The organism is Azohydromonas sediminis, from assembly GCF_003574675.1.
GTDB classification, from domain to species: domain Bacteria; phylum Pseudomonadota; class Gammaproteobacteria; order Burkholderiales; family Burkholderiaceae_C; genus Calidifontimicrobium; species Calidifontimicrobium sediminis.
This window is the reverse complement of sequence record NZ_QOAZ01000034.1, coordinates 13209-34639: the sequence shown is the minus strand read 5'-3', so window position 1 is coordinate 34639 and position 21431 is coordinate 13209. Positions and strand designations below refer to the sequence as shown.

Genomic DNA, 21431 nt, shown 5'->3' with positions numbered 1-21431 from the left:
ACCCGCGCAGCAGCGCCGCGTGACGTTCGTTCCTCTGGCCCTGACGCCAACCCGACGGGCGTCTGCGGCGATCAATTGCCTCTCAGCCTCTGAGGCGCGCCGTGGCGGCGACGGCCACCGTCGACGTCGGCGGCGAGACGCTCGTGCTGCTGCCCGAGCGCGCGGCGCTGCTGCCGCGGCACGCGACGCTGCTGGTCGCCGACGCGCACGTCGGCAAGGCGGTGAGCTTCCGGCGCCTGGGCGTGCCGGTGCCGCGCGGCACGACGACGCAGACGCTGGACGCCCTGTCGCAGCTCGTCGAGCGGCACGCGGTCGCGCGCGTCGTGTTCCTCGGCGACTTGCTGCACTCGCCGCGCGCACACGCGGCATCGACGCTCGGCGCGCTCGCGCGCTGGCGGCAGCGGCACGCGACGCTGGCGCTGATGCTGGTGCGTGGCAACCACGACGACCGTGCCGGCGACCCGCCGCCGGCGCTTCGCATCGACGTCGTCGACGAGCCGTGGCGGCTCGGCGGCCTCGCGCTGGCGCACCACCCGCGGCCGGTGCCCGGCGCCTACGTGCTCGCCGGCCACCTGCACCCTTGCGTGCACCTCGGCCGCGGCGTCGAGCGGCTGCGGCTGCCGTGCTTCGCATTCGGCGACGATGTCGGCGTGCTGCCGGCTTTCGGCGCCTTCACCGGCATGCACGCGGTCGACCGGCGCGCGGCGCGCCGGCTGTTCGTCGTCGGCGACGGCGAAGTGCTGGCGATCGAGCCGGACGGCGGGCTTTCGCGTCGACGCCAGCCGGCTGCGCGATGATGCCGCCAGCGTGGAAGGGGAGCCGACGATGACATGGCTGCGCCGTGGGCTGGGGGCGATCGTCGCCTGGATCGGGCTGGCGATGCTGGCGGGCTGCACCGGCGTCGTGCCGCCGGCCGATGCGCTGGTGGTGACCGGTTCGCTGAGCTACCGCGCACGCATCGCGCTGCCGCTCGACGCGCAGGCGGTGGTCGAACTGCGCGACGTCACCGAGCCGGGCGACGGGCGCGTCGTCGCCGAGCGCCGCTGGGCGCCGCAGGGGCGGCAGGTGCCGCTGCCGTTCGAGCTCGCCGTCGACCGGCGCGCGCTCGTCGACGGCCGGCGCTACGCGCTGCGTGCCGCGGTGCTCGCCGACGGCCGCCCGGCGTGGGTCTCCGACACGGTCGCGGTCGACGTGCGCGCCGCGGGGCCGGTCGCACTGGGCACGCTGTGGCTCGCGTCGGCGCCGGACCTCGCGTTCGCGAGCGCGTGGCAGTGCGGCGACGTCGAGGTCCAGCTCGGCATCGGCCGCGGCGAGCGCGTGACGATGACGGTCGGCGCGCGCCGCCACGAGATGCGCCAGGTGCCCACCGCGTCGGGGGCGCGCTACGAGGCGGTCGACGACCCGACGACGTGGCTGTGGACCCGCGGCGACCGCGCGACGCTGTCGCTGCGTGGCCGCGCGCAGCCCGAGTGCGTCGCGCAGACGCCGCCCGCCGGTGGCACGACGCCGCCGACGGCGTGGACCGCGCGCGGTCACGAACCGAGCTGGCGCCTCGACGTCGATGCGCGCCGGCTCGTGCTCGAACTCGACTTCGGTCGCCGGCGCATCGAGGTGCCGGCGCCGCCGGCGCAGCCGTTGCGCGACGGCTGGCGGCAGGTCACGACGACGCGCGACGGGCCGCTGGCGGTCACGGTGCGCGAGCGCGTCTGCGCCGACGTGGCCACCGGCATGCCGCACCCGCTGCAGGTCAGCGTCAGCCTCGGCGCGCGCACTTACAGCGGCTGTGGCGGTGACCCGCGCGAGCTGCTCGTCGGCGACGAGTGGCGCGTCGAGCGGCTCGACGGCCGCGCACTCGCCGAGCGCACGCGCGTCACGCTGCGTTTCGGCAGCGACGGCCGGCTGACCGGCTCGGCGTCGTGCAACCGGTTCAGCGCGCCGTGGCAGCTGCACGGCGAGGGGCTTCGCATCGGTCCCGCCGTGGCCACGCGCATGGCGTGCCCGCCGCCGCAGATGGATCAGGAGGATCGCTTCCTGCGCCTGCTCGAGCGCGTCACGCGCTTCGAGATCGCCGCCGATGGCGCGCTGGTGCTCGTGGCCGGCGACGGGGACCGGCTGGTCGCGCGGCGCTGAGGACCGCAGGCCGGGCGCTGCTTCCGGCGGTCGCGCCGATACACTGCCGCCCTCCGCGACCCACCGCCCGCCCGGCATGACCCTGCCCGCCGATGCCCTGCTCGCGCTCGTCGAGCGCGCCGAGCGCCTGCTCGACCGCCTCGACACGGTGCTGCCGCACCCGCCGCACGCGCCCGACTGGGGCGCGTCGATCGCGTTTCGCTACCGCAAGCGCGGCGGCAGCGGGCGGCTCGAGCCGGTGCGCCATGTCGCGACGGTCCGGCTGGCCGACCTGAAGGAGATCGAGCCGCAGAAGGAGCGCCTGGTGCGCAACACGGCGCAGTTCGTCGCCGGGCGCGCGGCCAACAACGTGCTGCTGACCGGCGCGCGCGGCACCGGCAAGAGCTCGCTGATCAAGGCCTGCCTGAACGAGTTCGCGCCGCAGGGGCTGCGGCTGATCGAGGTCGACAAGGCCGACCTCGTCGACCTGCCGGACCTCGTGGACCTCGTCGCGGGCCGGCCCGAGCGCTTCGTCGTGTTCTGCGACGACCTGAGCTTCGACGAGGGCGAGCCGGGCTACAAGGCGCTGAAGTCGATCCTCGACGGCTCGGTCGCGCAGGCAAGCGACAACGTGCTGATCTACGCGACCAGCAACCGGCGCCACCTGCTGCCCGAGTACATGCGCGAGAACCTGACCTACACCCACACCGACGACGGCGAGGTGCACCCGGGCGAGGTCGTCGAGGAAAAGATCTCGCTGTCGGAGCGTTTCGGGCTGTGGATCAGCTTCTACCCGTTCAGCCAGCAGGAGTACCTCGCGATCGTCGCGCAGTGGCTGCGGCACTTCGGTGTCGACGAGGCGCGCATCGACGCCGCGCGTTCCGAGGCGCTCGTGTGGGCGCTCGAGCGCGGCTCGCGCTCGGGGCGCGTCGCCTACCAGTTCGCGCGCGACTACGCCGGGCGCGGCGAGGGCTGAGGGCTGTCAGGTGGGCGTCGAGCCGCAGCCGCCGCGCCGCCAGGGGGACGTCGGGCCGCCGCCGACGCGGCGTCCCGTCGACGTCGCGGTGGGCGTGCTGATTGACGCCGACGGCCGCTTCCTGCTGACCTCGCGCCCCGAGGGCAAGGTCTACGCCGACTACTGGGAGTTCCCGGGCGGCAAGCTCGAGGCGGGCGAGTCGGTCGAGCAGGCGCTGCGGCGCGAGCTGCACGAGGAGCTGGGCATCACGATCGGCGCCGTGCAGCCGTGGCGGCAGGAGCTCGTCGACTACCCGCACGCGCTCGTGCGGCTGCACTTCTGCAAGGTCTTCGCGTGGACCGGCGCCTTCGAGATGCGCGAGGGCCAGCGCATGGCGTGGCAGACGCTGCCCGTCGAGGTGCGCCCGGTGCTGCCGGGCACGGTGCCGGTGCTGCGCTGGTTCGCCGCCGAGCGCGGCCACACCGGCGCGACGCACGCCGAGTGACTACACTGCCCGCATGGACTGGCTCGACGAGGTCAACTGGGACGAGCGCGGCCTCGTGCCGGCGATCGCGCAGGAGGCGGCCAGCGGCGACGTGCTGATGGTCGCGTGGATGAACCGCGAGGCGCTGGCGGCCACCGTCGCGCGTGGCGAGGCCGTGTACTGGAGCCGCTCGCGCGGCCGCCTGTGGCACAAGGGCGAGGAGTCGGGCCACGTGCAGCAGGTGCACGAGGTGCGGCTCGACTGCGACGGCGACGTCGTGCTGCTGAAGGTCACGCAGCACGGCCACGAGCCCGGCATCGCGTGCCACACCGGGCGTCACAGCTGTTTCTTCCGCCGCTACGACAATGGGCGCTGGATTTCCGTCGATCCGGTCCTGAAGGATCCCGAGCTCATCTACCGCTAGACGCATGGACGGCAACGACACCCTCGCGCGGCTGGCGGCCGTGATCGAGTCGCGCAAGGGGGCGAGCCCCGAGCGCAGCTACGTCGCGCGCCTGTTCGATAAGGGCACCGACGCGATCCTGAAGAAGGTCGGCGAAGAGGCGACCGAGGTCGTGATGGCGGCCAAGGACGGCGACCGCGCGAAGATCGTCGCCGAGACGGCCGACCTGTGGTTCCACTCGCTGGTCGCGCTTGCGCACTTCGGCCTGACGCCGGCGCAGGTGCTCGCCGAGCTCGAGCGCCGCGAGGGGCTGTCGGGACTCGAGGAGTTCGCGCTGCGCAAGGCGCGCGAGCGCGAGCAGGCCGACGGCGGCGACGACGATCGCCGGCGTGCAGCCGCGCAGGCGCAGCAGCAATGAACGACATCGTCGACCCGACCCGCGACGCCGAGGCGCGGCGCGACCAGTCGCTGCGCAACGTCGGGCACCTCAGCTACGCGCTGCACGCGGTGGTGGCGATCGGCGCCGTCGTGCCGGCGTTCCAGCCGAGCATCGTGCTGCTGATCGCCGCCTTCGTGATCGACCTCGTCAAGAGGGCCGACGCCGCCGGCACCTGGCACGAATCGCACTTCCGCTGGCGCATCCGCAGCGTCGTGTGGGCAGCGGTGCTGTACGTGCTGACGCTGCCGCTGTGGTTCTTCTTCATCGTGCCCGGCTGGATCGCCTGGGGGCTGATCTCGCTGTGGTTCCTGTACCGGGTCGCGCGCGGCTGGCTCAGCCTGAACGACCGCAAGCCGATGCCGGTCTGAGTCCTTCGTTCCACCGTCCCACCCGGCCCGACCATGAACTCCGCCGACCCCCACTGCATCTTCTGCAAGATCGTCGCCGGCCAGATCCCGGCGAAGAAGGTTCACGAGGACGACGCCATTGTTGCGTTCCACGACATCAATCCGTGGGCGCCGGTGCACATTCTGCTGGTGCCCAAGCAGCACATCGTGTCGATGGCCGACGTGAGGCCGGAGCACCAGGACGTCCTCGGGCGCATGATGGTACTGGTGCCGCAACTGATGCGCGGTCTCGGGGTCACAGACGGGTTCCGGCAGGTGATCAACACCGGGCGCGACGGCGGGCAGGAGGTGATGCACCTGCACATGCACGCGTTCGGCGGCCCGCGGCCGTGGAAGCGGGGCTGAGGCCCGTGGCCGGCGCAGCGAAGGGGGCTCCCCTAGAATTGAAAATTCATCCTTAGGAGATCGACATGGGATCGTTCAGCATCTGGCATTGGCTGATCGTGCTGCTGGTGGTGGTGCTGATCTTCGGCACCAAGAAGCTGAAGAACCTCGGCTCGGACCTCGGTCAGGCGGTCAAGGGCTTCAAGGATGGCGTCAGGGGTGGCATGGACACGCCCGAGGAGTCTGCCGGCAAGCCGCAGCAGGTGACGAACGCGCAGAAGCAGGCCGACCCGAATACGGTCGACGTCGAGGCGCGCACCAAGTCCTGAGTGCCGGCCGGGCCGCGGCGGCGCTTGCCGTCGCGTCCGGTGGCCCCCGACCCGCATGATCGAGTTCGGCTTCGACAAGCTCGCGCTGATCGGCGCCGTCGCGTTGATCGTGATCGGCCCCGAGAAGCTGCCGCGCGTCGCGCGCACGGTGGGGCATTTCATCGGCAAGGCGCAGCGCTACGTCGCCGACGTCAAGGCCGAGGTGAACCGCTCGATCGAGCTCGAAGAGCTCAAGAAGATGAAGACGCAGTTCGAGCAGGCGGCGCGCGACGTCGAGACCAGCGTGCAGCACGAGATCCGCGAAGCGCAAGCCGACTTCGACAAGACCTGGAGCGAGGCCACCGCGGGGCTCGACGGGTCGTCGGGCGCGTCGGCGCCGCTGTCGACGCCGGTGCCCGAGTACCGGCACCCGAAGAAGAACTGGCGTCTGAAGCGCGGTGCGACTCCGCAGTGGTACAAGCAGCGCCACGGCATCCGCACGCGCGCGCTGTCGGGCGCCGCGCGGGTGGCGCGCTTCCGCCCGCCGCGCCTGCGGGGATGACGGCCGCGGCATGAGCGCGCCCAAGGGTCCGCACGACGAAGACGAACTGGCCGGCACCGAGCAGCCGTTCGTCTCGCACCTGATCGAGCTGCGCGACCGGCTGATCCGCTCGCTGATCGCGGTGGGCGTCGCGTTCGGCGCACTGTCGCTGTGGCCCGGCCCCGGCGCGCTGTACGACCTGCTCGCGCTGCCGCTGGTGTCGCACCTGCCCGAGGGGGCGACGATGATCGCAACCAGCGTGATCTCGCCGTTCCTCGTGCCGCTGAAGATCACGCTGCTGGCAGCGTTCATGCTCGCGCTGCCGGTGGTGCTGTACCAGGTCTGGGCCTTCGTCGCGCCGGGGCTGTACAGCCACGAGAAGCGGCTCGTGCTGCCGCTGGTGATCTCGAGCACGATCCTGTTCTTCGCCGGTGTCGCGTTCTGCTACTTCTTCGTCTTCGGCGGCGTATTCAAGTTCATCCAGAGCTTTGCGCCGAAGAGCATCACGGCCGCGCCCGACATCGAGGCCTACCTGGGCTTCGTGATGAACATGTTCATCGCCTTCGGCCTCGCGTTCGAGGTGCCGGTGGCAGTGATGGTGCTGGTGCGCCTGGGGGTGGTCAGCGTCGACAAGCTGCGCCAGTTCCGCGGCTACTTCATCGTGCTGGCGTTCATCATCGCGGCCATCATCACGCCGCCCGACGTCGTGTCGCAGCTCGCGCTGGCGATCCCGATGTGCCTGCTGTACGAGGCGGGCATCTGGGCCGCGCAGCTGTTCGGCAAGAAGGCCGACGTCGCCGAGGAGGCCAAACAGGGCGGCGACGCCTGACGGCGAGCCGCCGCAGCGCTCAAGGCTGGCGTGGCGGCTGCGCGGGGCGTTGCGCGACGCGCACGTTCAGGTCCAGCCGCTCGCCGCGCCGCTGTACGCCGATCGTGACCTCGGTGCCGGGACGCAGCGCGGCGACGGCGTCGAGCAGCTGACGCGTGTCGGCCACCTCGCGGTCGCCGACGCGCACGACGACGTCGCCCGGCTGCATGCCGGCCGCACCGGCCGGCCCGTTTTGCAGCACGCCGGTGATCAGCACGCCCTTGCGCACCGGCAGGCCGAAGTGCTCGGCGAATTCGGGGGTCAGGTCGCGCGGCTCGACGCCGATCCAGCCGCGCGTGACGCGCCCGTCGCGAATCAGCGCGACGAGCACGTCGCGCGCGACGTCGCCCGGAATCGCGAAGCCGATGCCCAGGCTGCCGCCGCTGCGCGAGTAGATCGCGGTGTTGATGCCCACCAGCTGCCCGTCGACGTCGACGAGCGCGCCGCCCGAGTTGCCGGGGTTGATTGCGGCGTCGGTCTGGATGAAGTTCTCGAACGTGTTGATGCCCAGCCGGTTGCGGCCCAGCGCGCTGACGATGCCCGAGGTCACGGTCTGGCCGACGTTGAACGGGTTGCCGATCGCGAGCACGACGTCGCCGACTTGCAGGCTGCCGGGGTCGCCGAACACGACGGTGGGCAGGTCGGGCAGGTCGACCTTCAGCACGGCCAGATCCGACTCGGGGTCGGTGCCGACCAGCCGCGCCCGCGCCGTGCGGCCGTCGGCAAGCTGCACCTCGATGTCGTCGGCGCCGTCGATCACGTGGTGGTTCGTCAGCACGTAGCCCTCGGGCGAGACGATCACGCCCGACCCGAGGCCGACCTGCGGCTGCACCTGGCGCTGGCGGTCACCGAAGAAGAAGCGGAACCACGGGTCGTCGATGTGCGGGTTGCCGGCCGGTGCGCGGCTCGCGGCGATGCTGACGACCGCCGGCGCGGCGCGCTGCGCCGCGAGCCGGTAGCCGTGCGCGACGGCGGTGGTCGAGGCATCGGTGGCGGGCGGCGGCGCCGTGTGCAGCGTCACGATCTCGGGCAGCACGCGCGCCGGGTTGCGCGCCAGCCACTCGGGCTTGAGCGTCGCGACGACGAACAGCACGGCCACGGCGACCGTGACCGCCTGCGAGAAAATGAGCCAGGTTCTGCGCATGAGGGAGTGGCCGTGTCGAACGACGTCCGCGCGAGCGAGTTGCAGACGTATCTGGACCGCTTGCTGGCCGTGGGCGAGTTCAAGGATTATGGGCCGAACGGGTTGCAGGTCGAGGGCACGGCCGTCGTGCGCCGGCTCGCCAGCGCCGTCACGGCGAGCCGCGCCGCGATCGATGCGGCGGTCGAAGCCGGCGCCGACGCGCTGATCGTGCACCACGGCCTGTTCTGGCGCGGGCAGGACGGGCGGCTGACCGGCTGGCTGGCCGAGCGCGTGCGCCGGCTGATGGCGCACGGCATCCACCTGTTCGCGTACCACCTGCCGCTCGACGCGCACGCCGAGTTCGGCAACAACGCGCAGCTCGGGCTGCGGCTGGGCTGGCGCGCCGACGCCCGCTTCGGCGAGCAGGACCTCGGCTTCATCGGCGATGCCGGTGCGATCGGCGACGCCGCGGCGGTGGCACGCCACGTCGCGCAGGCTCTCGGCCGCGAGCCGCTGCTGCTGCCCGGCGACGGGCGGGCGGTGCGCCGCGTCGCGTGGTGCAGCGGCGGCGCGCAGGGCTACTTCGAGGCCGCGATCGCTGCCGGCGCCGACCTGTTCCTCACCGGCGAGGTGTCGGAGCCGCAGGCGCACCTGGCGCGCGAGACGGGCGTGGCCTTCCTCGCCTGCGGCCACCACGCGACCGAGCGCTACGGCGCGCCGGCGCTGGCGGCGCACGTGGCCGAGCGCTTCGGACTCGAGCACCGCTTCATCGACATCGACAACCCGGCATGAGCACGGTGCCGCGAAGGCCCAGCGTTCTTGCTGCCGGCACGGCGTCGCGGGCCGGCCGCCGGGGCGCGCCGTGAGCCGCGCGCCGCTGCTCGTCACGATGGGCGACCCCTGCGGCATCGGCCCGGAGATCGTGCTGCGCGCGCTCGCGGCCGAGGCCCGCGTCGACGCGCCGCCGCAGGCCCTCGTCGTCGCCGACGTGGCCGTGATGCGGCGCGCCCTCGCGCTGCTCGCCGAGACCGAGCGCGTACCGCTGGCCGTCGTCGAGTCGCCGGCCGACGCCGCGGCGTGCCCGCCGGGCTGCATCGCGGTGTGGCAGCCGCCGGGGCTGCCCGTCGGGCTCGCGCAGCTGCCGTGGGGCCACGTCGACGCGCGCGCCGGTGCGGCGGCCGCGCGCTGCATCGACGCCGCGGTGGCGGCGCTGCAGCGTGGCGACGGTGCGGCACTCGTCACGGCGCCGGTGCACAAGGAGGCGCTGGCCGCCGCCGGCGTGCCGTACCCGGGGCACACCGAGATGCTGCAGGCGCTGGCCGGCGCGGGCGGCACGCCGCCGCCGGTGCGCATGATGCTCGCCAACGACGAGATCAAGGTCGTGCTGGTGACGATCCACATGGCGCTGCGTGCTGCGATCGACGCCGTCACCTTCGACGCCGTGCTGCAGACGATCCGCATCGCGCACACGGCCTCGGCGCGCTGGGGCCAGCCGCGCCCGCGCATCGCGGTGGCGGGCCTGAACCCGCACGCCGGCGAGGGCGGCCTGTTCGGCGACGAGGAGATCCGCGTCATCGCGCCCGCGGTGGCTGCCGCGCGCGCCGAGGGCATCGACGCGCAGGGCCCGTTCGCACCCGACACCGTGTTCATGCGCGCGCGCCGCGGCGCGTTCGACCTCGTCGTCGCGATGACGCACGACCACGGCCTGATCCCGGTGAAGTACCTCGGCGTCGAGCACGGCGTCAACGTGACGCTGGGCCTGCCGTTCGTGCGCACCAGCCCCGACCACGGCACCGCGTTCGACATCGCCGGCCGCGGCGTGGCCGACGCAGCCAGCCTGCGCGCGGCGCTGCGCATGGCGCGCCAGCTGGCCGGCGCATAGCGCGCAGCCGCGGCGGCGTCAGTGCACGCTGCGGCTGGCGCCCTGGCCGAGCGCCGCGAGCTGCCTGCGCGCGCGGGCGGTCGCGCGCTCGAGCAGGTGCGCGTTCTCGAACGCGCGCAGGCGGCCGGCTTCGCACATCTTCGTCAGCATGCGCGAGGTCATCGAGATCGTGCGCTGGTGCTTGCGCCCGCGGGTGAACGCGAAGAACGTGCGGTTCGGGCTGACGTAGGTCAGCCGCACCTTGTGCCACTCGCCGTCGAGGTGCATGCGGTAGACGACGCCCACCTGCACGTGCTGCGCGAGCGCGGCGCCGCTGGCGGGCTCGATCGCGTCGGGCGCCGGCAGGCCCTCGAGCCGCACGTCGTCGGCGGTCAGCACGGGTTCCTCGGCGCTCAGGTCGATGTCGACCTTCTGCGTCCAGTCGACGGCGTTCTCCGACACCAGCCCCACGCGCTGTGCCTCGTCGGCGCTGAACACGGGCTCGGCGACGACGTCGTCGAGCACCGGCAGCGCGACACCGGGCACGCGATCGCCCGGCCGCGGCAGCGGTGCGCCGAAGATCGCGTCGAGCCGCCTGGCCAGCAGGTTGTAGTCGAGCTGGCTGATCGAGCCGCTCTTGAGCGACTCGGCGTGCGCCGGCAGCAGCTGCGAGAAGAAGACCTTCTTCGCGTCCTCGGGCCAGCCGATCTGCGCCAGACCTTCGTTGAGGTCCTTCATCAGCGGCGGCAGCGCGAGCACGAAGGCCTTGCGCTCGGCCGGCGTGCCCTTGGGCAGCACGCTGAGCAGCAGTTCGCGCGCGACCTGGCGCGCGCGCCGGGCGCGCTCGCTGTCCTCGCCGTGGCGCAGCGAGAGGTGGACGATGGCCTGGCTCCAGACCTGCGCGACGAAGGTGCGCAGGAATTCCGGCAGCGCGACCCCCGCCAGGTCGGCCTCCAGCCGCTTGACGTAGCGCTGCTGCAGCAGCAGCGCCTGCTCCTTGTCCTCGAGCAGCTGCGGCGCGTCGGCGGCCGCGGCCTGCAGGTCCTGCCGCGCCTGCGCGGCGCTGAAGGCCTCGAGCTCCGAGAGCTTGCGCTCGTACAGCGCCATCTGGTCAAAGTCGCCCTCGACGATCTGCTGCACGAGGTCGCGCACCAGGCGCAGGAACTCCTTGCCCGGCCCGTCGCTGAAGTCGTCGAACGCGCAGGTCAGCGACGCGATGCGGTTGACGAAGCGCCGCACCGGGTGCCGGCGCGACGAGAAGAACGTGATGTCGCCCAGCGCGACACGCAGCACCGGCAGCTGCAGGCGCGCGATCTGGCGCGCCATCTGCGGCGGCACCTTCGGGTCGGACAGGATGTGCTCGAACAGCGTGCCGACCACGTCGATGACCATGTGGTCGAGCGCGCCGCTCGACGCCTGGCGCAGTTCTTCGCGGTGCGCGTAGATCAGGTTCGGTGCCACCGCGACGCCGCTGCCGTGGGACGACGCCGGCAGCGCGGCGCTGTCGCCACCGTGCTCGCCGGCGCCGGTGTCGGGCATCGAGGCGCCCAAGTGCGCGAGCCGCCGGATGACAGCCCCCAGCTGGGCGTCGACGTGGCCGATCGTCGAGCCGCCCGTCGCGGCCGCGGCACGTGGCGCATCGCCCCCGTGCGTGGCGAACCGCGTGCCGGCACCCGGCGCGGCGGCCGCGGGCGCGGCGTGTGCGCCACCCGTGCCGGCGGCGAACTCGCCGAGGCTCGAGCTGCGCGCGCCCGTGTCGCGGCCGAGCTCGCCGCGTTGCGTCGTGCGCCGCGCCAGGCTCAACGGCTGCAGGCCGCTGTCGCGCAGCTCGGCAATGATTTCGCGGTACACGCCGGGCATCATCGACGCCAGCCCGCGTCCGATCTCGTTGACGGCGACCTGCCGCACGTGGGGCTGGTCGGACACGCTCTCGACGGCGGCGACCAGCGCCTTGCCGATGATTTCCGGACGCAGCGGGTTGCGCTGGTGGTCGGGATGCTCGAGGTGCAGCAGCGAGCCGAGGTAGCCGTCGAGCTCGCGCAGCTCCCACTCGCAGGCGTGCTGGATCGCCAGCCCCATGCGATCGGCGCTGACCTGCGCCTCGACCTCGGCGTCGTCCACGAGCCGCAGCGCCGTCCAGTCGGTGACCTCGAGCGAGCGCCCGGACGGCTGGTACGGGTCGAGCGCGCGCTCGACCTGTTCCTGCAGCCGCTTGCCGAACGCGAGCTCGAACGCCGACAGGTTGCGGTTGAGCTCGAACTGGGCGGCGAGCAGGCCGTCGCGCTCGCGCGCGCTCATCGTCGTCAGGGCCGTCAGGCCGAGGCTTTCGACGCAGCGCTGGGCGGCCTGCTGCGCCGTGTCGTGCAGCCGTCGCACGGCAGATTGCAGCGCGGCTTGGGGGCGGGGCAGGGGCGCGTTCATCGGAGACGTCGGGTCGGCCGCGGGCGGCGCGCGGCACGATGGGCCCGCCGCCCTGTGCGACCAATATCGACGGTGGCCGCGCCGACTTCAGCGCGCCGCGCGCGCCGAAGTGCAAGCGTCTGTTACCCGTCGTTACTTGCGCAGCGCGTCGCGGATCTCGCGCAGCAGCTTGACGTCCTCCGGCGGCTCGGCCGGGGCCGGTGGCGGGGGCGGGGCCTCGCGCTTGAGGCGGTTGATCTGCTTGACCATCACGAAGATGATGAACGCGAGGATGACGAAGTTCAGCGCGACGGTGATGAAGTTGCCGTAGGCGAACAGCGGCACCCCCGCCTTGGTCAGCGCTTCGTAGGTCATCGGGCCGCTGTAGCCGGCGGGTGGGTCGGCCAGTATCACGAAGTAGTTCGAGAAATCGAGCCCGCCGACGACGCGCCCGACGATCGGCATGATCAGGTCCTTGACGACGGAGTCGACGATCTTGCCGAACGCGGCACCGATGATGACGCCGACGGCGAGGTCGACGACGTTGCCCTTGACGGCGAATTCCTTGAATTCCGAGACGAGACTCACGTTGGTTCCTCCTGTTTCGTGATGGCGTCGGCTTGCGGCGGCGCGCGGCCCACTGTACCGCTTCCGCAGGCGGCGGCCGCAGCCGCGCGGCGGGGGTGGCGCGCTCCGCTAGAATCTTTTGTTGATCTTGCTTCTTCGGGTCGCTGAAGGCGCGATACGCCGGCATCGAAGCCGTGGTCGGCAGCCCCGCCGTGGCAGGCGGCGACGGTGCGGAAGAAGCGCGACGTCAATCCGAGGACCTTCATGAACCAGCCCGAAGTCGACAAGGATCGCCGCACCTGGGTGGCGATCGCCTGTGGCGCCGGCGCGGTGGGCGGCGTCGCCGCGGCCGTGCCGTTCGTCGCGTCGTTCACGCCGTCGGAGCGCGCGAGAGCGGCCGGCGCCGCCGTCGAAGTCGACATCTCGGGCCTGCGTCCGGGCGAGAAGCTCACTGTCGAGTGGCGCGGCAAGCCGGTGTGGATCGTGCGTCGCACGCCCGAGCAGCTCGAGTCGCTCAAGCACACCGAGTCGCAGGTCGCCGACCCGCGCTCCGAACGCAAGGCCTACCCGACGCCCGAATACGCGAAGAACCAGCACCGCTCGATCAAGCCCGAGGTGCTGGTGGCGGTGGGCATCTGCTCGCACCTCGGCTGCTCGCCGACCGACAAGTTCGCCCCCGGCGCGCAGCCGTCGCTGCCCGACGACTGGGCGGGCGGCTTCCTGTGCCCGTGCCACGGCTCGACGTTCGACATGGCCGGCCGCGTGTTCAAGAACAAGCCCGCGCCCGACAACCTCGAGGTGCCGCCGCACATGTACCTGTCGGACACCAAGATCCTCATCGGTGAGGACAAGGCCTGATTTCCAGGCAGTTTCAGGAGATCGCGATGGCTGAATTCAAGGAAGTCCCCGCCGACGCGCCGCTGGGCGTCAAGTTCATGAACTGGGTCGACAACCGTTTCCCGGCGTCCAAGCTGTGGAACGACCACATGGCCCAGTACTACGCGCCGAAGAACCTGAACTTCTGGTACTTCTTCGGTTCGCTGTCGCTGCTGGTGCTGGTGATCCAGATCGTCACCGGCATCTTCCTCGTGATGCACTACAAGCCCGACGCCGAGCTCGCGTTCGCGTCGGTCGAGTACATCATGCGCGACGTGCCTGGCGGCTGGATCATCCGCTACATGCACTCGACGGGCGCGAGCGCGTTCTTCATCGTCGTCTACCTGCACATGTTCCGCGGGTTGCTGTACGGCTCGTACCGCAAGCCGCGCGAGCTGATCTGGATCTTCGGCTGCGCGATCTTCCTGTGCCTGATGGCCGAAGCCTTCTTCGGCTACCTGCTGCCGTGGGGCCAGATGAGCTACTGGGGCGCGCAGGTCATCGTTAACCTGTTCGCCGCCGTGCCCTTCGTCGGCGAGGACCTCGCGCTGCTGATCCGCGGCGACTACGTCGTCAGCGACGCGACGCTCAACCGCTTCTTCAGCTTCCACGTCATCGCGATCCCGCTCGTGCTGCTCGGGCTGGTGGTGGCGCACATCATCGCGCTGCACGAGGTCGGCTCGAACAACCCCGACGGCATCGAGATCAAGGCCAAGAAGGACGCCAACGGCAAGCCGCTCGACGGCATCCCGTTCCACCCGTACTACACCGTGCACGACATCGTCGGCGTCTCGGTGTTCCTGATGATCTTCACCGCGATCATCTTCTTCGCGCCGGAGATGGGCGGGTATTTCCTCGAGTTCAACAACTTCATCCCCGCCGACCCGCTGAAGACGCCGGCGCACATCGCCCCGGTGTGGTACTTCACGCCGTTTTACTCGATGCTGCGCGCGACGACCGACGTCTTCGTCAACGTCCTCGTCGTCGTGATCGCGATCGCCGCCGTGCTCGCGGTGCTGGTCGGCGGCCTGTCGGGCAAGGGCAAGCTCGCGGCGATCGTCGGTGCCGTCGTCGGCATCGCGCTGTTGAAGATCTTCGACGCGAAGTTCTGGGGCGTCGTCGTGATGGGCGGCGCGGTGATCATCCTGTTCTTCCTGCCCTGGCTCGACCGCAGCCCGGCGCGTTCGATCCGCTACCGGCCGACCTGGCACAAGTACCTGTATGCGGCGTTCGTCGTGTTCTTCGTCGTGCTCGGCTACCTCGGCATCAAGCCGCCGTCGGACGTCGGCACGCTCGTGTCGCAGATCGGCACGCTGTTCTACTTCGCCTTCTTCCTCCTGATGCCGTGGTGGACCCGCATCGGCGAGTTCAAGCCGGTGCCGGACCGCGTGGCCTTCAAGGCGCACTGACACGGACGACGGAGAAATCGAAATGAAGAAGCTGATCGTGTCGCTGCTGGCCGCGCTGGCGTTCGCCGGCACCGCGCACGCCGCTGGTGGCGGTATCGCCTGGGACCGCTTCCCGACCCAGAAGGCCAACGACCTGGCGGCGCTGCAAAACGGCGCCAAGCTGTTCGTCAACTACTGTCTGAACTGCCATGCCGCGGCGTTCATGCGCTACAACCGCATGCGCGACATCGGCCTGACCGACGAGCAGATCAAGAGCAACCTGATGTTCACCACCGACAAGGTGGGCGACCTGATGAAGGTGTCGCTGAATCCGCGCGACGCCAAGGAATGGTTCGGCGCCGTGCCGCCCGACCTCACCGTGATCGCGCGCTCGCGTTCGGCCGCCGGCATGGGCAGCGGTGCCGACTATCTCTACACCTACCTGCGCACCTACTACCGCGACGACACGAAGGCCACCGGCTGGAACAACCTCGCGTTTCCGAGCGTGGGCATGCCGCACGTGCTGTGGGAGCTGCAGGGCGAGCGCCGGCCCGTGTTCGACAAGCGTGTCGAGCACGGCCACGAGGTCGAGGTCTTCACCGGTCGCTGGGAGCAGGTCAAGCCCGGCACGATGACCCCGCAGCAGTACGACGAGGCCGTCGGCGACCTCGTCGCGTTCCTGCACTGGATGGGCGAGCCGATGCGTGCGGACCGCATCCGCATCGGTGTGGTCGTGCTGATCTTCCTCGCCGTGTTCACCGTGATCGCGTGGCGACTGAACGCCGCGTTCTGGAAGGACGTCAAGTAAACCCGAGCGCCGCCGCGCGAGCGGTGGCCCCCGCGCAGCACGGCGCACGCGCCTGCTGCGCATCTTGCTTTGCGGCGGCGCGCGAAGCGCGCCGCCCCCGATGAGAAGGATCGTCTCGCCATGATGGTGCTGTATTCAGGAACCACCTGCCCCTACTCGCACCGCTGCCGCTTCGTGCTGTTCGAGAAGGGCATGGACTTCGAGATCCGCGACGTCGACCTCTTCGCGAAGCCGGAAGACATCGCGCTGATGAACCCGTACAACGAGGTGCCGATCCTCGTCGAGCGCGACCTCATCCTGTACGAGTCGAACATCATCAACGAGTACATCGACGAGCGCTTCCCCCACCCGCAGCTGATGCCCGGCGACCCGGTCGCACGCGCGCGCGTGCGCCTGTTCCTGTTCAACTTCGAGAAGGAACTGTTCACGCACGTCAACATCCTCGAGTCGCGCGGCGTCAAGCCGACCGAGAAGCAGATCGAGAAGGCGCGTGCGCAGATCCGCGACCGCCTGACACAGCTCGCGCCGATCTTCGTGAAGAACAAGTACATGCTCGGCGACGACTTCTCGATGCTCGACGTCGCGATCGCCCCGCTGCTGTGGCGCCTGGACTACTACGGCATCGACCTGAGCAAGAACGCGCTGCCGCTGCTCAAGTACGCCGAGCGCATCTTCTCGCGCCCGGCGTACATCGAGGCGCTGACGCCGTCCGAGAAGGTGATGCGCAAGTGACGCTGCGCCGGCCGCGATGACCTCGCCCCCCACGGCCGCCGAGTCGCAGGGCACCTCGACCCGGCCCTACCTGATCCGCGCGCTGCACGACTGGTGCACCGACAACGGCTTCACGCCGTACATCGCGGTGTTCGTCGACGACAGCGTCCAGGTGCCGCGCGAGTACGTCAAGAACAACGAGATCGTGCTCAACGTCGGCTTCGAGGCCACGTCGGGGCTCAAGATCGGCAACGACGTGATCGAGTTCAAGGCGCGCTTCGGCGGCGCCGCGCGCGAGATCGTCGTCCCCGTCGACCACGTCGTCGCGATCTACGCGCGCGAAAACGGCCAGGGCATGGCGTTCCCGCTGCCCACCGCCGGCGCGCCGGCCGAGCCCGCCGCCGGCGCGGCCGCACCGGCCCCGCGTGCGGCCCCGGCCCCGCGCGGGCTGCGCCTGGCCAGCGTCGAGGGTGCGGCCGAGACATCGGAGGCCGACGGTGGTGACGAACCACCGCCCGACGACCACCCGCCATCGCGTCCGTCGCTCAAGCGCGTCAAGTGACCTGCCGCGGCTGCTGCGCCGGCACCGTCGCGAGCCGGCCCGGCGTGGTGGAGCGCCTCCTACAATCTTTCGCGAAGGTCCGGCCGGCTTAGCTCAGCTGGTAGAGCGCCCGCCTTGTAAGCGGAAGGTCGTCAGTTCGAGTCTGACAGCCGGCACCACGTCCGTTCGCGACCCGCCGGGCCGTGCCGCTACGCGCGACGAACGCGCACGCGGATCTCCAGCGGCGGCCAGCCGGCATCGAGCAGCGCCCGCTCGATGCTCGGCAGACACTGACGCAGCTTCGCGGCCACCGCCGCGCTGGACGCCAGCAGCACCCACTGCCGCTCGTCGATCGGCCCGGCGTGCACGTGGGCGCGCAGCGCGGCCGGCAGCACGCCGACGATGCTCGCGTGCCGAGCCTGCGACTGCCGCAGGCGCTCGCCCAGGCGCGCCAGCGCCGCGCTGCCGGCGATCGCGCGCTCCAGCGGCAGCGCCATCGGCGGCATCACGGCGTCGCCGCGCGGAGGAAACGGGGAGCGGCCCATGCGGGCAGTGTAGCCCTCGTCGCGCACGGTGCCGCGCTCGCGGCGCCCGTGCGGCCCGCGTCGCCGGACCCGGGTGCTACACTGACCGCCTTTCCCACGGGTGCCCGCAGTGGGATGGCGCTGCCGCCCGCCCACGGCCTGCGCGCCGCTTCGGTCGCCACCGGCGCCGGCGGACGCCCCGCGCGCGGCGTCGCGCACCGTCGATGCCTGCCTCCCGCCGCCCGCCCGTACGACGATCCCGCCCATGCTCAACGTTCTGACCGCCCTGTTCGGCTCGCGCAACGACCGCCTGCTCAAACAGTACCGCCGCACGGTCGAGCGCATCAACGCGCTCGAGCCGCAGTTCGAGAAGCTCGACGACGCCGCGCTGCGTGCCAAGACCGACGAGTTCCGTGCCCGCATCGCCAAGGGCGAGTCGCTCGACGCGCTGCTGCCCGAGGCCTTCGCCGTCGTGCGCGAGGCCAGCAAGCGCGTGCTGAAGATGCGCCACTTCGACGTGCAGCTGATCGGCGGCATCGCGCTGCACGAGGGCAAGATCGCCGAGATGCGCACCGGCGAAGGCAAGACGCTGACCGCCACGCTGCCGGTGTACCTGAACGCGCTGCCCGGCAAGGGCGTGCACGTCGTCACCGTCAACGACTACCTCGCGCGGCGTGACGCCGAGTGGATGGGGCGGCTGTACGGCTTCCTCGGACTGACGGTGGGCGTCAACGTGCCGGGGATGCAGCGCGAGGAGAAGCAGGCCGCCTTCGCTGCCGACGTCACGTACGGCACGAACAACGAGTTCGGCTTCGACTACCTGCGCGACAACATGGTCTACGAGGTGAGCGACCGCGTCGCACGCGGGCTCAACTACGCGATCGTCGACGAGGTCGACTCGATCCTGATCGACGAGGCGCGCACGCCGCTGATCATCAGCGGCCAGGCCGAGGACCACACCGAGCTGTACGTGCGCATCAACGCCATCGTGCCGGCGCTGAAGCGGCAGATCGGCGAGGCCGACCCGCGCACCGGGCAGGGCGTCATCGAGCCGGGCGACTTCACCGTCGACGAGAAGAGCCACCAGGTCTACCTGACCGAGCAGGGGCACGAGCGCGCCGAGGCGCTGCTCACGCAGGCGGGACTGCTCGCCGAGGGCGCGAGCCTGTACGGCCCGGCCAACATCACGCTGATGCACCACGTCTACGCGGCGTTGCGCGCGCACCACCTGTACCACCGCGACCAGCACTACGTCGTGCAGGCCGGCGAGCGCGGGCCCGAGGTCATCATCGTCGACGAGTTCACCGGCCGGCTGATGACGGGCCGGCGCTGGAGCGACGGCCTGCACCAGGCCGTCGAGGCCAAGGAAGGTGTGCCGATCCAGAGCGAGAACCAGACGCTCGCCTCGATCACGTTCCAGAACTACTTCCGCATGTACGCCAAGCTCGCGGGCATGACGGGCACGGCCGACACCGAGGCCTACGAGTTCAAGGAGATCTACGGCCTCGAGACCGTGATCATCCCGCCGAACAAGCCGATGATCCGCAAGGACGAGCTCGACCTCGTCTACAAGACGGCCAAGGAGAAGTACGACGCCGTCATCGCCGACATCCGCAGCTGCTACGAGCGCGGGCAGCCGGTGCTCGTGGGCACGACGTCGATCGAGAACTCCGAGCTCGTCTCGGCGATGCTGAAGAAGCAGGGCCTGCCGCACCAGGTGCTCAACGCCAAGCAGCACGCGAAGGAGGCCGAGATCGTCGCGCAGGCCGGCCGGCCGAAGATGATCACGATCGCGACGAACATGGCCGGCCGCGGCACCGACATCGTGCTCGGCGGCAACGTCGACAAGCAGATCCAGCTGCTCGAGGCCGACCCGAACCTGTCGGAAGACGAAAAGAAGGCGCGCGCGCAGAAGCTGCGCGACGAGTGGCAGGCGCTGCACGACCAGGTCGTCGCGCTCGGCGGCCTGCGCATCATCGCCACCGAGCGCCACGAGAGCCGGCGCATCGACAACCAGCTGCGCGGCCGCGCCGGCCGTCAGGGCGACCCGGGCTCGTCGCGGTTCTATCTCTCGCTCGAAGACCCGCTGATGCGCATCTTCGCCGGCGACCGCGTGCGCGCGATCATGGACCGGCTGAAGATGCCCGAGGGCGAGGCGATCGAGGCCGGCATCGTCAGCCGCAGCATCGAGAGCGCGCAGCGCAAGGTCGAGGCGCGCAACTTCGACATCCGCAAGCAGCTGCTCGAGTACGACGACGTCGCCAACGACCAGCGCAAGGTCATCTACCAGCAGCGCAACGAGATCCTCGAGGCGAAGAACCTCGACGACCAGATCGCCAACCTGCGCCGTTCGGCGATGACCGACGTCGTGCGCACGTACGTGCCGGCCGACAGCCTCGAGGAGCAGTGGGACCTCGACGCGCTGCAGAAGGTGCTCGCCGACGAGTGGCACCTCCACGTCGACCTGAAGTCGCTCGTCGAGGGCAGCGAGCAGATCACCGACGAGGACATCGTCGAGAAGGTCGTCGCCGCGGCCGACCAGGCGTTCGCGGCCAAGGTCGCGCTCGTCGGCGCCGAGCAGTTCACGCCGTTCATGCGCATGGTGCTGCTGCAGTCGCTCGACACGCACTGGCGCGAGCACCTCGCCGCGCTCGACTACCTGCGCCAGGGCATCCACCTGCGCGGCTACGCGCAGAAGAACCCGAAGCAGGAGTACAAGCGCGAGGCCTTCGAGCTGTTCGAGCAGCTGCTCGACGTCGTCAAGATGGAAGTCACGCGCGTGCTGATGACGGTGCGCGTGCAGACGCAGGAGCAGGCCGCGCAGGCCGCCGAGACGCTCGAGGAGCGCGCCAGCCACGTCGCCAACGTGACCTACACGCACCCCAACGAGGACGGCAGCGTCAGCCAGGAGCGCGACGCCGCCACCGCGGTGGCCACCGTGCCCAAGGTCGGCCGCAACGACCCGTGCCCGTGCGGCAGCGGCAAGAAGTACAAGCACTGCCACGGCAAGCTCACCTGAGCGCCGCGGCGGCGCCGCCTAGAAGCGCTCGTGGTCGGCCAGGTAGCGCCACTGCCCGGGTGGCAGCTTGCCGAGCACGATGCGCCCGATGCGCACGCGCTTGAGCGCGACGACTTTCAGCCCGACGAGCTCGCACATGCGGCGGATCTGCCGCTTGCGCCCCTCGCGCAGCACGAAGCGCAGGCGGTCCTCGTTGGCCCAGCTCACGCGCGCGGGTTTCAGCGGCCGGCCGTCGAGCTCGAGGCCGTGACGCAGCCGCTCGAGCACGTCGGGCGCCAGCGGCCCCGGGCGCATCGGCTCGACGCGCACCAGGTACTCCTTCTCGATGGCCGAGTCGTCGCCGATCAGCTGCTTGGCCACGCGCCCGTCCTGCGTCAGCACGAGCAGGCCCGTCGAGTCGATGTCGAGCCGGCCCGCGGGCGCGAGCCCGCGCGCGTGTGCGGGATGGAAGGGCCGGCGCGTCGGGTCGTCGCGCCAGTGGTTGGCCGCGGTCACGAGTGACGCGGCGGCTTCGTGGCCGTCCTCGGGCTGGCCGCTGACGTAGCCCAGCGGCTTGTGCAGCAGGATCGTCACGCGCCGCGCCTGCTGCTGCCGCGCCGCCGGGTCGACCTCGATGCGCTGCGCCGGCGTCACGCGCTGGCCCAGCCGCGCCGGCACGCCGTCGACACGCACCCAGCCGGCCTCGATCCACTCGTCGGCCTCGCGGCGCGACGCCAGGCCCTGCGCGGTCAGCCACTTGGACAGGCGCACGCCCTGGCCCGCGGGCTCCTCGCCG

The 21431-nt window shown here is 71.1% G+C and carries 24 protein-coding genes and 1 tRNA gene; 20 read left to right on the top strand and 5 right to left on the bottom strand.

The genetic code is table 11. From position 1 onward, the window contains the following. Positions 1–101 precede the first annotated feature (101 nt). From pdeM to tatC, 11 genes are all read left to right on the top strand, one after another. The gene (pdeM, locus tag DRV96_RS14885; RefSeq protein WP_119292524.1) at positions 102–797 is read left to right on the top strand and encodes a ligase-associated DNA damage response endonuclease PdeM; all 696 of its coding nucleotides are present in this window, start codon (positions 102–104) and stop codon (positions 795–797) included. Positions 798–825: 28 nt separating this feature from the next. After that, positions 826–2130, top strand: coding sequence for an META domain-containing protein (locus tag DRV96_RS14880; protein ID WP_162911087.1), 1305 nt, complete (start codon positions 826–828; stop codon positions 2128–2130). Between the two features lie 76 nt (positions 2131–2206). After that, on the top strand, positions 2207–3085 hold the full coding sequence (locus DRV96_RS14875; RefSeq protein ID WP_119292520.1) for an ATP-binding protein: 879 nt from the start codon (positions 2207–2209) through the stop codon (positions 3083–3085). 10 nt (positions 3086–3095) lie between these two features. Then, positions 3096–3569: an NUDIX domain-containing protein gene (locus DRV96_RS14870; RefSeq protein ID WP_119292518.1), complete on the top strand. Its 474-nt coding sequence runs from the start codon at positions 3096–3098 to the stop codon at positions 3567–3569. Between the two features lie 13 nt (positions 3570–3582). Then, entirely contained in the window at positions 3583–3972 is a 390-nt protein-coding gene (gene hisI, locus DRV96_RS14865) for a phosphoribosyl-AMP cyclohydrolase (RefSeq protein ID WP_119292516.1), read from the top strand. Positions 3973–3976: 4 nt separating this feature from the next. Continuing rightward, positions 3977–4369: a phosphoribosyl-ATP diphosphatase gene (locus tag DRV96_RS14860; RefSeq protein WP_119292514.1), complete on the top strand. Its 393-nt coding sequence runs from the start codon at positions 3977–3979 to the stop codon at positions 4367–4369. After that, complete coding sequence (locus DRV96_RS14855; RefSeq protein ID WP_119292512.1) at positions 4366–4758, top strand: DUF4870 family protein; 393 nt, start codon at positions 4366–4368, stop codon at positions 4756–4758. Before DRV96_RS14860 ends, DRV96_RS14855 begins: the two co-directional genes overlap by 4 nt. Before the next feature lie 33 nt (positions 4759–4791). Continuing rightward, a complete protein-coding gene (locus DRV96_RS14850; RefSeq protein WP_119292509.1) occupies positions 4792–5142 on the top strand; it encodes a histidine triad nucleotide-binding protein in 351 nt (116 codons plus the stop codon). Between the two features lie 65 nt (positions 5143–5207). Then, positions 5208–5450 (top strand): Sec-independent protein translocase subunit TatA, encoded by a 243-nt coding sequence (tatA, locus tag DRV96_RS14845; RefSeq protein ID WP_119292507.1) that lies wholly within the window; start codon positions 5208–5210, stop codon positions 5448–5450. Between the two features lie 55 nt (positions 5451–5505). Continuing rightward, complete coding sequence (gene tatB, locus DRV96_RS14840) at positions 5506–5991, top strand: Sec-independent protein translocase protein TatB (protein WP_119292505.1); 486 nt, start codon at positions 5506–5508, stop codon at positions 5989–5991. 10 nt (positions 5992–6001) lie between these two features. Then, entirely contained in the window at positions 6002–6799 is a 798-nt protein-coding gene (tatC, locus tag DRV96_RS14835) for a twin-arginine translocase subunit TatC (RefSeq protein WP_119292502.1), read from the top strand. A gap of 19 nt (positions 6800–6818) precedes the next feature. On the opposite strand, the gene DRV96_RS14830 is transcribed toward tatC, so the two are convergent. Next, complete coding sequence (locus DRV96_RS14830; RefSeq protein WP_119292500.1) at positions 6819–7982, bottom strand: trypsin-like peptidase domain-containing protein; 1164 nt, start codon at positions 7980–7982, stop codon at positions 6819–6821. A gap of 12 nt (positions 7983–7994) precedes the next feature. On the opposite strand from DRV96_RS14830, the gene DRV96_RS14825 reads away from it, so the two are divergent. After that, positions 7995–8753 (top strand): Nif3-like dinuclear metal center hexameric protein, encoded by a 759-nt coding sequence (locus DRV96_RS14825; protein ID WP_419187058.1) that lies wholly within the window; start codon positions 7995–7997, stop codon positions 8751–8753. A 97-nt stretch (positions 8754–8850) separates the two neighbouring features. Further along, a complete protein-coding gene (gene pdxA / locus DRV96_RS14820) occupies positions 8851–9843 on the top strand; it encodes a 4-hydroxythreonine-4-phosphate dehydrogenase PdxA (RefSeq protein WP_119292531.1) in 993 nt (330 codons plus the stop codon). A gap of 18 nt (positions 9844–9861) precedes the next feature. On the opposite strand, the gene DRV96_RS14815 is transcribed toward pdxA, so the two are convergent. Beyond that, positions 9862–12198 (bottom strand): DUF1631 family protein, encoded by a 2337-nt coding sequence (locus DRV96_RS14815; RefSeq protein ID WP_235823426.1) that lies wholly within the window; start codon positions 12196–12198, stop codon positions 9862–9864. Between the two features lie 177 nt (positions 12199–12375). After that, positions 12376–12810, bottom strand: coding sequence for a large conductance mechanosensitive channel protein MscL (gene mscL / locus DRV96_RS14810; RefSeq protein WP_119292496.1), 435 nt, complete (start codon positions 12808–12810; stop codon positions 12376–12378). Between the two features lie 243 nt (positions 12811–13053). Between mscL and petA the strand changes: the two genes are divergently transcribed. From petA to DRV96_RS14780, 6 genes are all read left to right on the top strand, one after another. Continuing rightward, the gene (petA, locus tag DRV96_RS14805; protein ID WP_119292494.1) at positions 13054–13647 is read left to right on the top strand and encodes a ubiquinol-cytochrome c reductase iron-sulfur subunit; all 594 of its coding nucleotides are present in this window, start codon (positions 13054–13056) and stop codon (positions 13645–13647) included. 26 nt (positions 13648–13673) lie between these two features. Next, on the top strand, positions 13674–15074 hold the full coding sequence (locus DRV96_RS14800) for a cytochrome b (protein ID WP_119292492.1): 1401 nt from the start codon (positions 13674–13676) through the stop codon (positions 15072–15074). Between the two features lie 22 nt (positions 15075–15096). Further along, positions 15097–15861: a cytochrome c1 gene (locus tag DRV96_RS14795; protein WP_119292490.1), complete on the top strand. Its 765-nt coding sequence runs from the start codon at positions 15097–15099 to the stop codon at positions 15859–15861. A gap of 120 nt (positions 15862–15981) precedes the next feature. Further along, positions 15982–16593, top strand: a complete 612-nt coding sequence (locus DRV96_RS14790; RefSeq protein ID WP_119292488.1) for a glutathione S-transferase N-terminal domain-containing protein — start codon at positions 15982–15984, stop codon at positions 16591–16593. A gap of 16 nt (positions 16594–16609) precedes the next feature. Next, positions 16610–17134: a ClpXP protease specificity-enhancing factor gene (locus DRV96_RS14785; RefSeq protein WP_119292485.1), complete on the top strand. Its 525-nt coding sequence runs from the start codon at positions 16610–16612 to the stop codon at positions 17132–17134. Positions 17135–17216: 82 nt separating this feature from the next. Further along, positions 17217–17292 (top strand) — tRNA-Thr (locus DRV96_RS14780). Positions 17293–17322: 30 nt separating this feature from the next. Here the strand turns inward: DRV96_RS14780 and DRV96_RS14775 are convergent. Then, the gene (locus DRV96_RS14775; RefSeq protein ID WP_235823425.1) at positions 17323–17658 is read right to left on the bottom strand and encodes a hypothetical protein; all 336 of its coding nucleotides are present in this window, start codon (positions 17656–17658) and stop codon (positions 17323–17325) included. 244 nt (positions 17659–17902) lie between these two features. Here DRV96_RS14775 and secA point away from each other — a divergent pair, with 244 nt between their 5' ends. Further along, positions 17903–20656 (top strand): preprotein translocase subunit SecA, encoded by a 2754-nt coding sequence (gene secA, locus DRV96_RS14770; protein WP_119292483.1) that lies wholly within the window; start codon positions 17903–17905, stop codon positions 20654–20656. 18 nt (positions 20657–20674) lie between these two features. On the opposite strand, the gene DRV96_RS14765 is transcribed toward secA, so the two are convergent. Beyond that, complete coding sequence (locus DRV96_RS14765; protein ID WP_336470522.1) at positions 20675–21406, bottom strand: pseudouridine synthase; 732 nt, start codon at positions 21404–21406, stop codon at positions 20675–20677. Positions 21407–21431 lie beyond the last annotated feature (25 nt).

Excerpts from the sequence above, each read along its gene's own strand:
- DRV96_RS14830 (WP_119292500.1), bottom strand. The coding sequence starts at position 7,982 with ATGCGCAGAACCTGGCTCATTTTCTCGCAGGCGGTCACGGTCGCCGTG.
- DRV96_RS14880 (WP_162911087.1), top strand. The coding sequence starts at position 826 with ATGACATGGCTGCGCCGTGGGCTGGGGGCGATCGTCGCCTGGATCGGG.
- tatC (WP_119292502.1), top strand. The coding sequence starts at position 6,002 with ATGAGCGCGCCCAAGGGTCCGCACGACGAAGACGAACTGGCCGGCACC.
- DRV96_RS14775 (WP_235823425.1), bottom strand. The coding sequence starts at position 17,658 with ATGGGCCGCTCCCCGTTTCCTCCGCGCGGCGACGCCGTGATGCCGCCG.
- DRV96_RS14860 (WP_119292514.1), top strand. The coding sequence starts at position 3,977 with ATGGACGGCAACGACACCCTCGCGCGGCTGGCGGCCGTGATCGAGTCG.
- DRV96_RS14855 (WP_119292512.1), top strand. The coding sequence starts at position 4,366 with ATGAACGACATCGTCGACCCGACCCGCGACGCCGAGGCGCGGCGCGAC.
- pdxA (WP_119292531.1), top strand. The coding sequence starts at position 8,851 with ATGGGCGACCCCTGCGGCATCGGCCCGGAGATCGTGCTGCGCGCGCTC.
- DRV96_RS14850 (WP_119292509.1), top strand. The coding sequence starts at position 4,792 with ATGAACTCCGCCGACCCCCACTGCATCTTCTGCAAGATCGTCGCCGGC.
- hisI (WP_119292516.1), top strand. The coding sequence starts at position 3,583 with ATGGACTGGCTCGACGAGGTCAACTGGGACGAGCGCGGCCTCGTGCCG.
- tatA (WP_119292507.1), top strand. The coding sequence starts at position 5,208 with ATGGGATCGTTCAGCATCTGGCATTGGCTGATCGTGCTGCTGGTGGTG.
- DRV96_RS14800 (WP_119292492.1), top strand. The coding sequence starts at position 13,674 with ATGGCTGAATTCAAGGAAGTCCCCGCCGACGCGCCGCTGGGCGTCAAG.
- DRV96_RS14790 (WP_119292488.1), top strand. The coding sequence starts at position 15,982 with ATGATGGTGCTGTATTCAGGAACCACCTGCCCCTACTCGCACCGCTGC.
- DRV96_RS14795 (WP_119292490.1), top strand. The coding sequence starts at position 15,097 with ATGAAGAAGCTGATCGTGTCGCTGCTGGCCGCGCTGGCGTTCGCCGGC.
- secA (WP_119292483.1), top strand. The coding sequence starts at position 17,903 with ATGCTCAACGTTCTGACCGCCCTGTTCGGCTCGCGCAACGACCGCCTG.
- petA (WP_119292494.1), top strand. The coding sequence starts at position 13,054 with ATGAACCAGCCCGAAGTCGACAAGGATCGCCGCACCTGGGTGGCGATC.
- DRV96_RS14875 (WP_119292520.1), top strand. The coding sequence starts at position 2,207 with ATGACCCTGCCCGCCGATGCCCTGCTCGCGCTCGTCGAGCGCGCCGAG.
- tatB (WP_119292505.1), top strand. The coding sequence starts at position 5,506 with ATGATCGAGTTCGGCTTCGACAAGCTCGCGCTGATCGGCGCCGTCGCG.
- DRV96_RS14785 (WP_119292485.1), top strand. The coding sequence starts at position 16,610 with ATGACCTCGCCCCCCACGGCCGCCGAGTCGCAGGGCACCTCGACCCGG.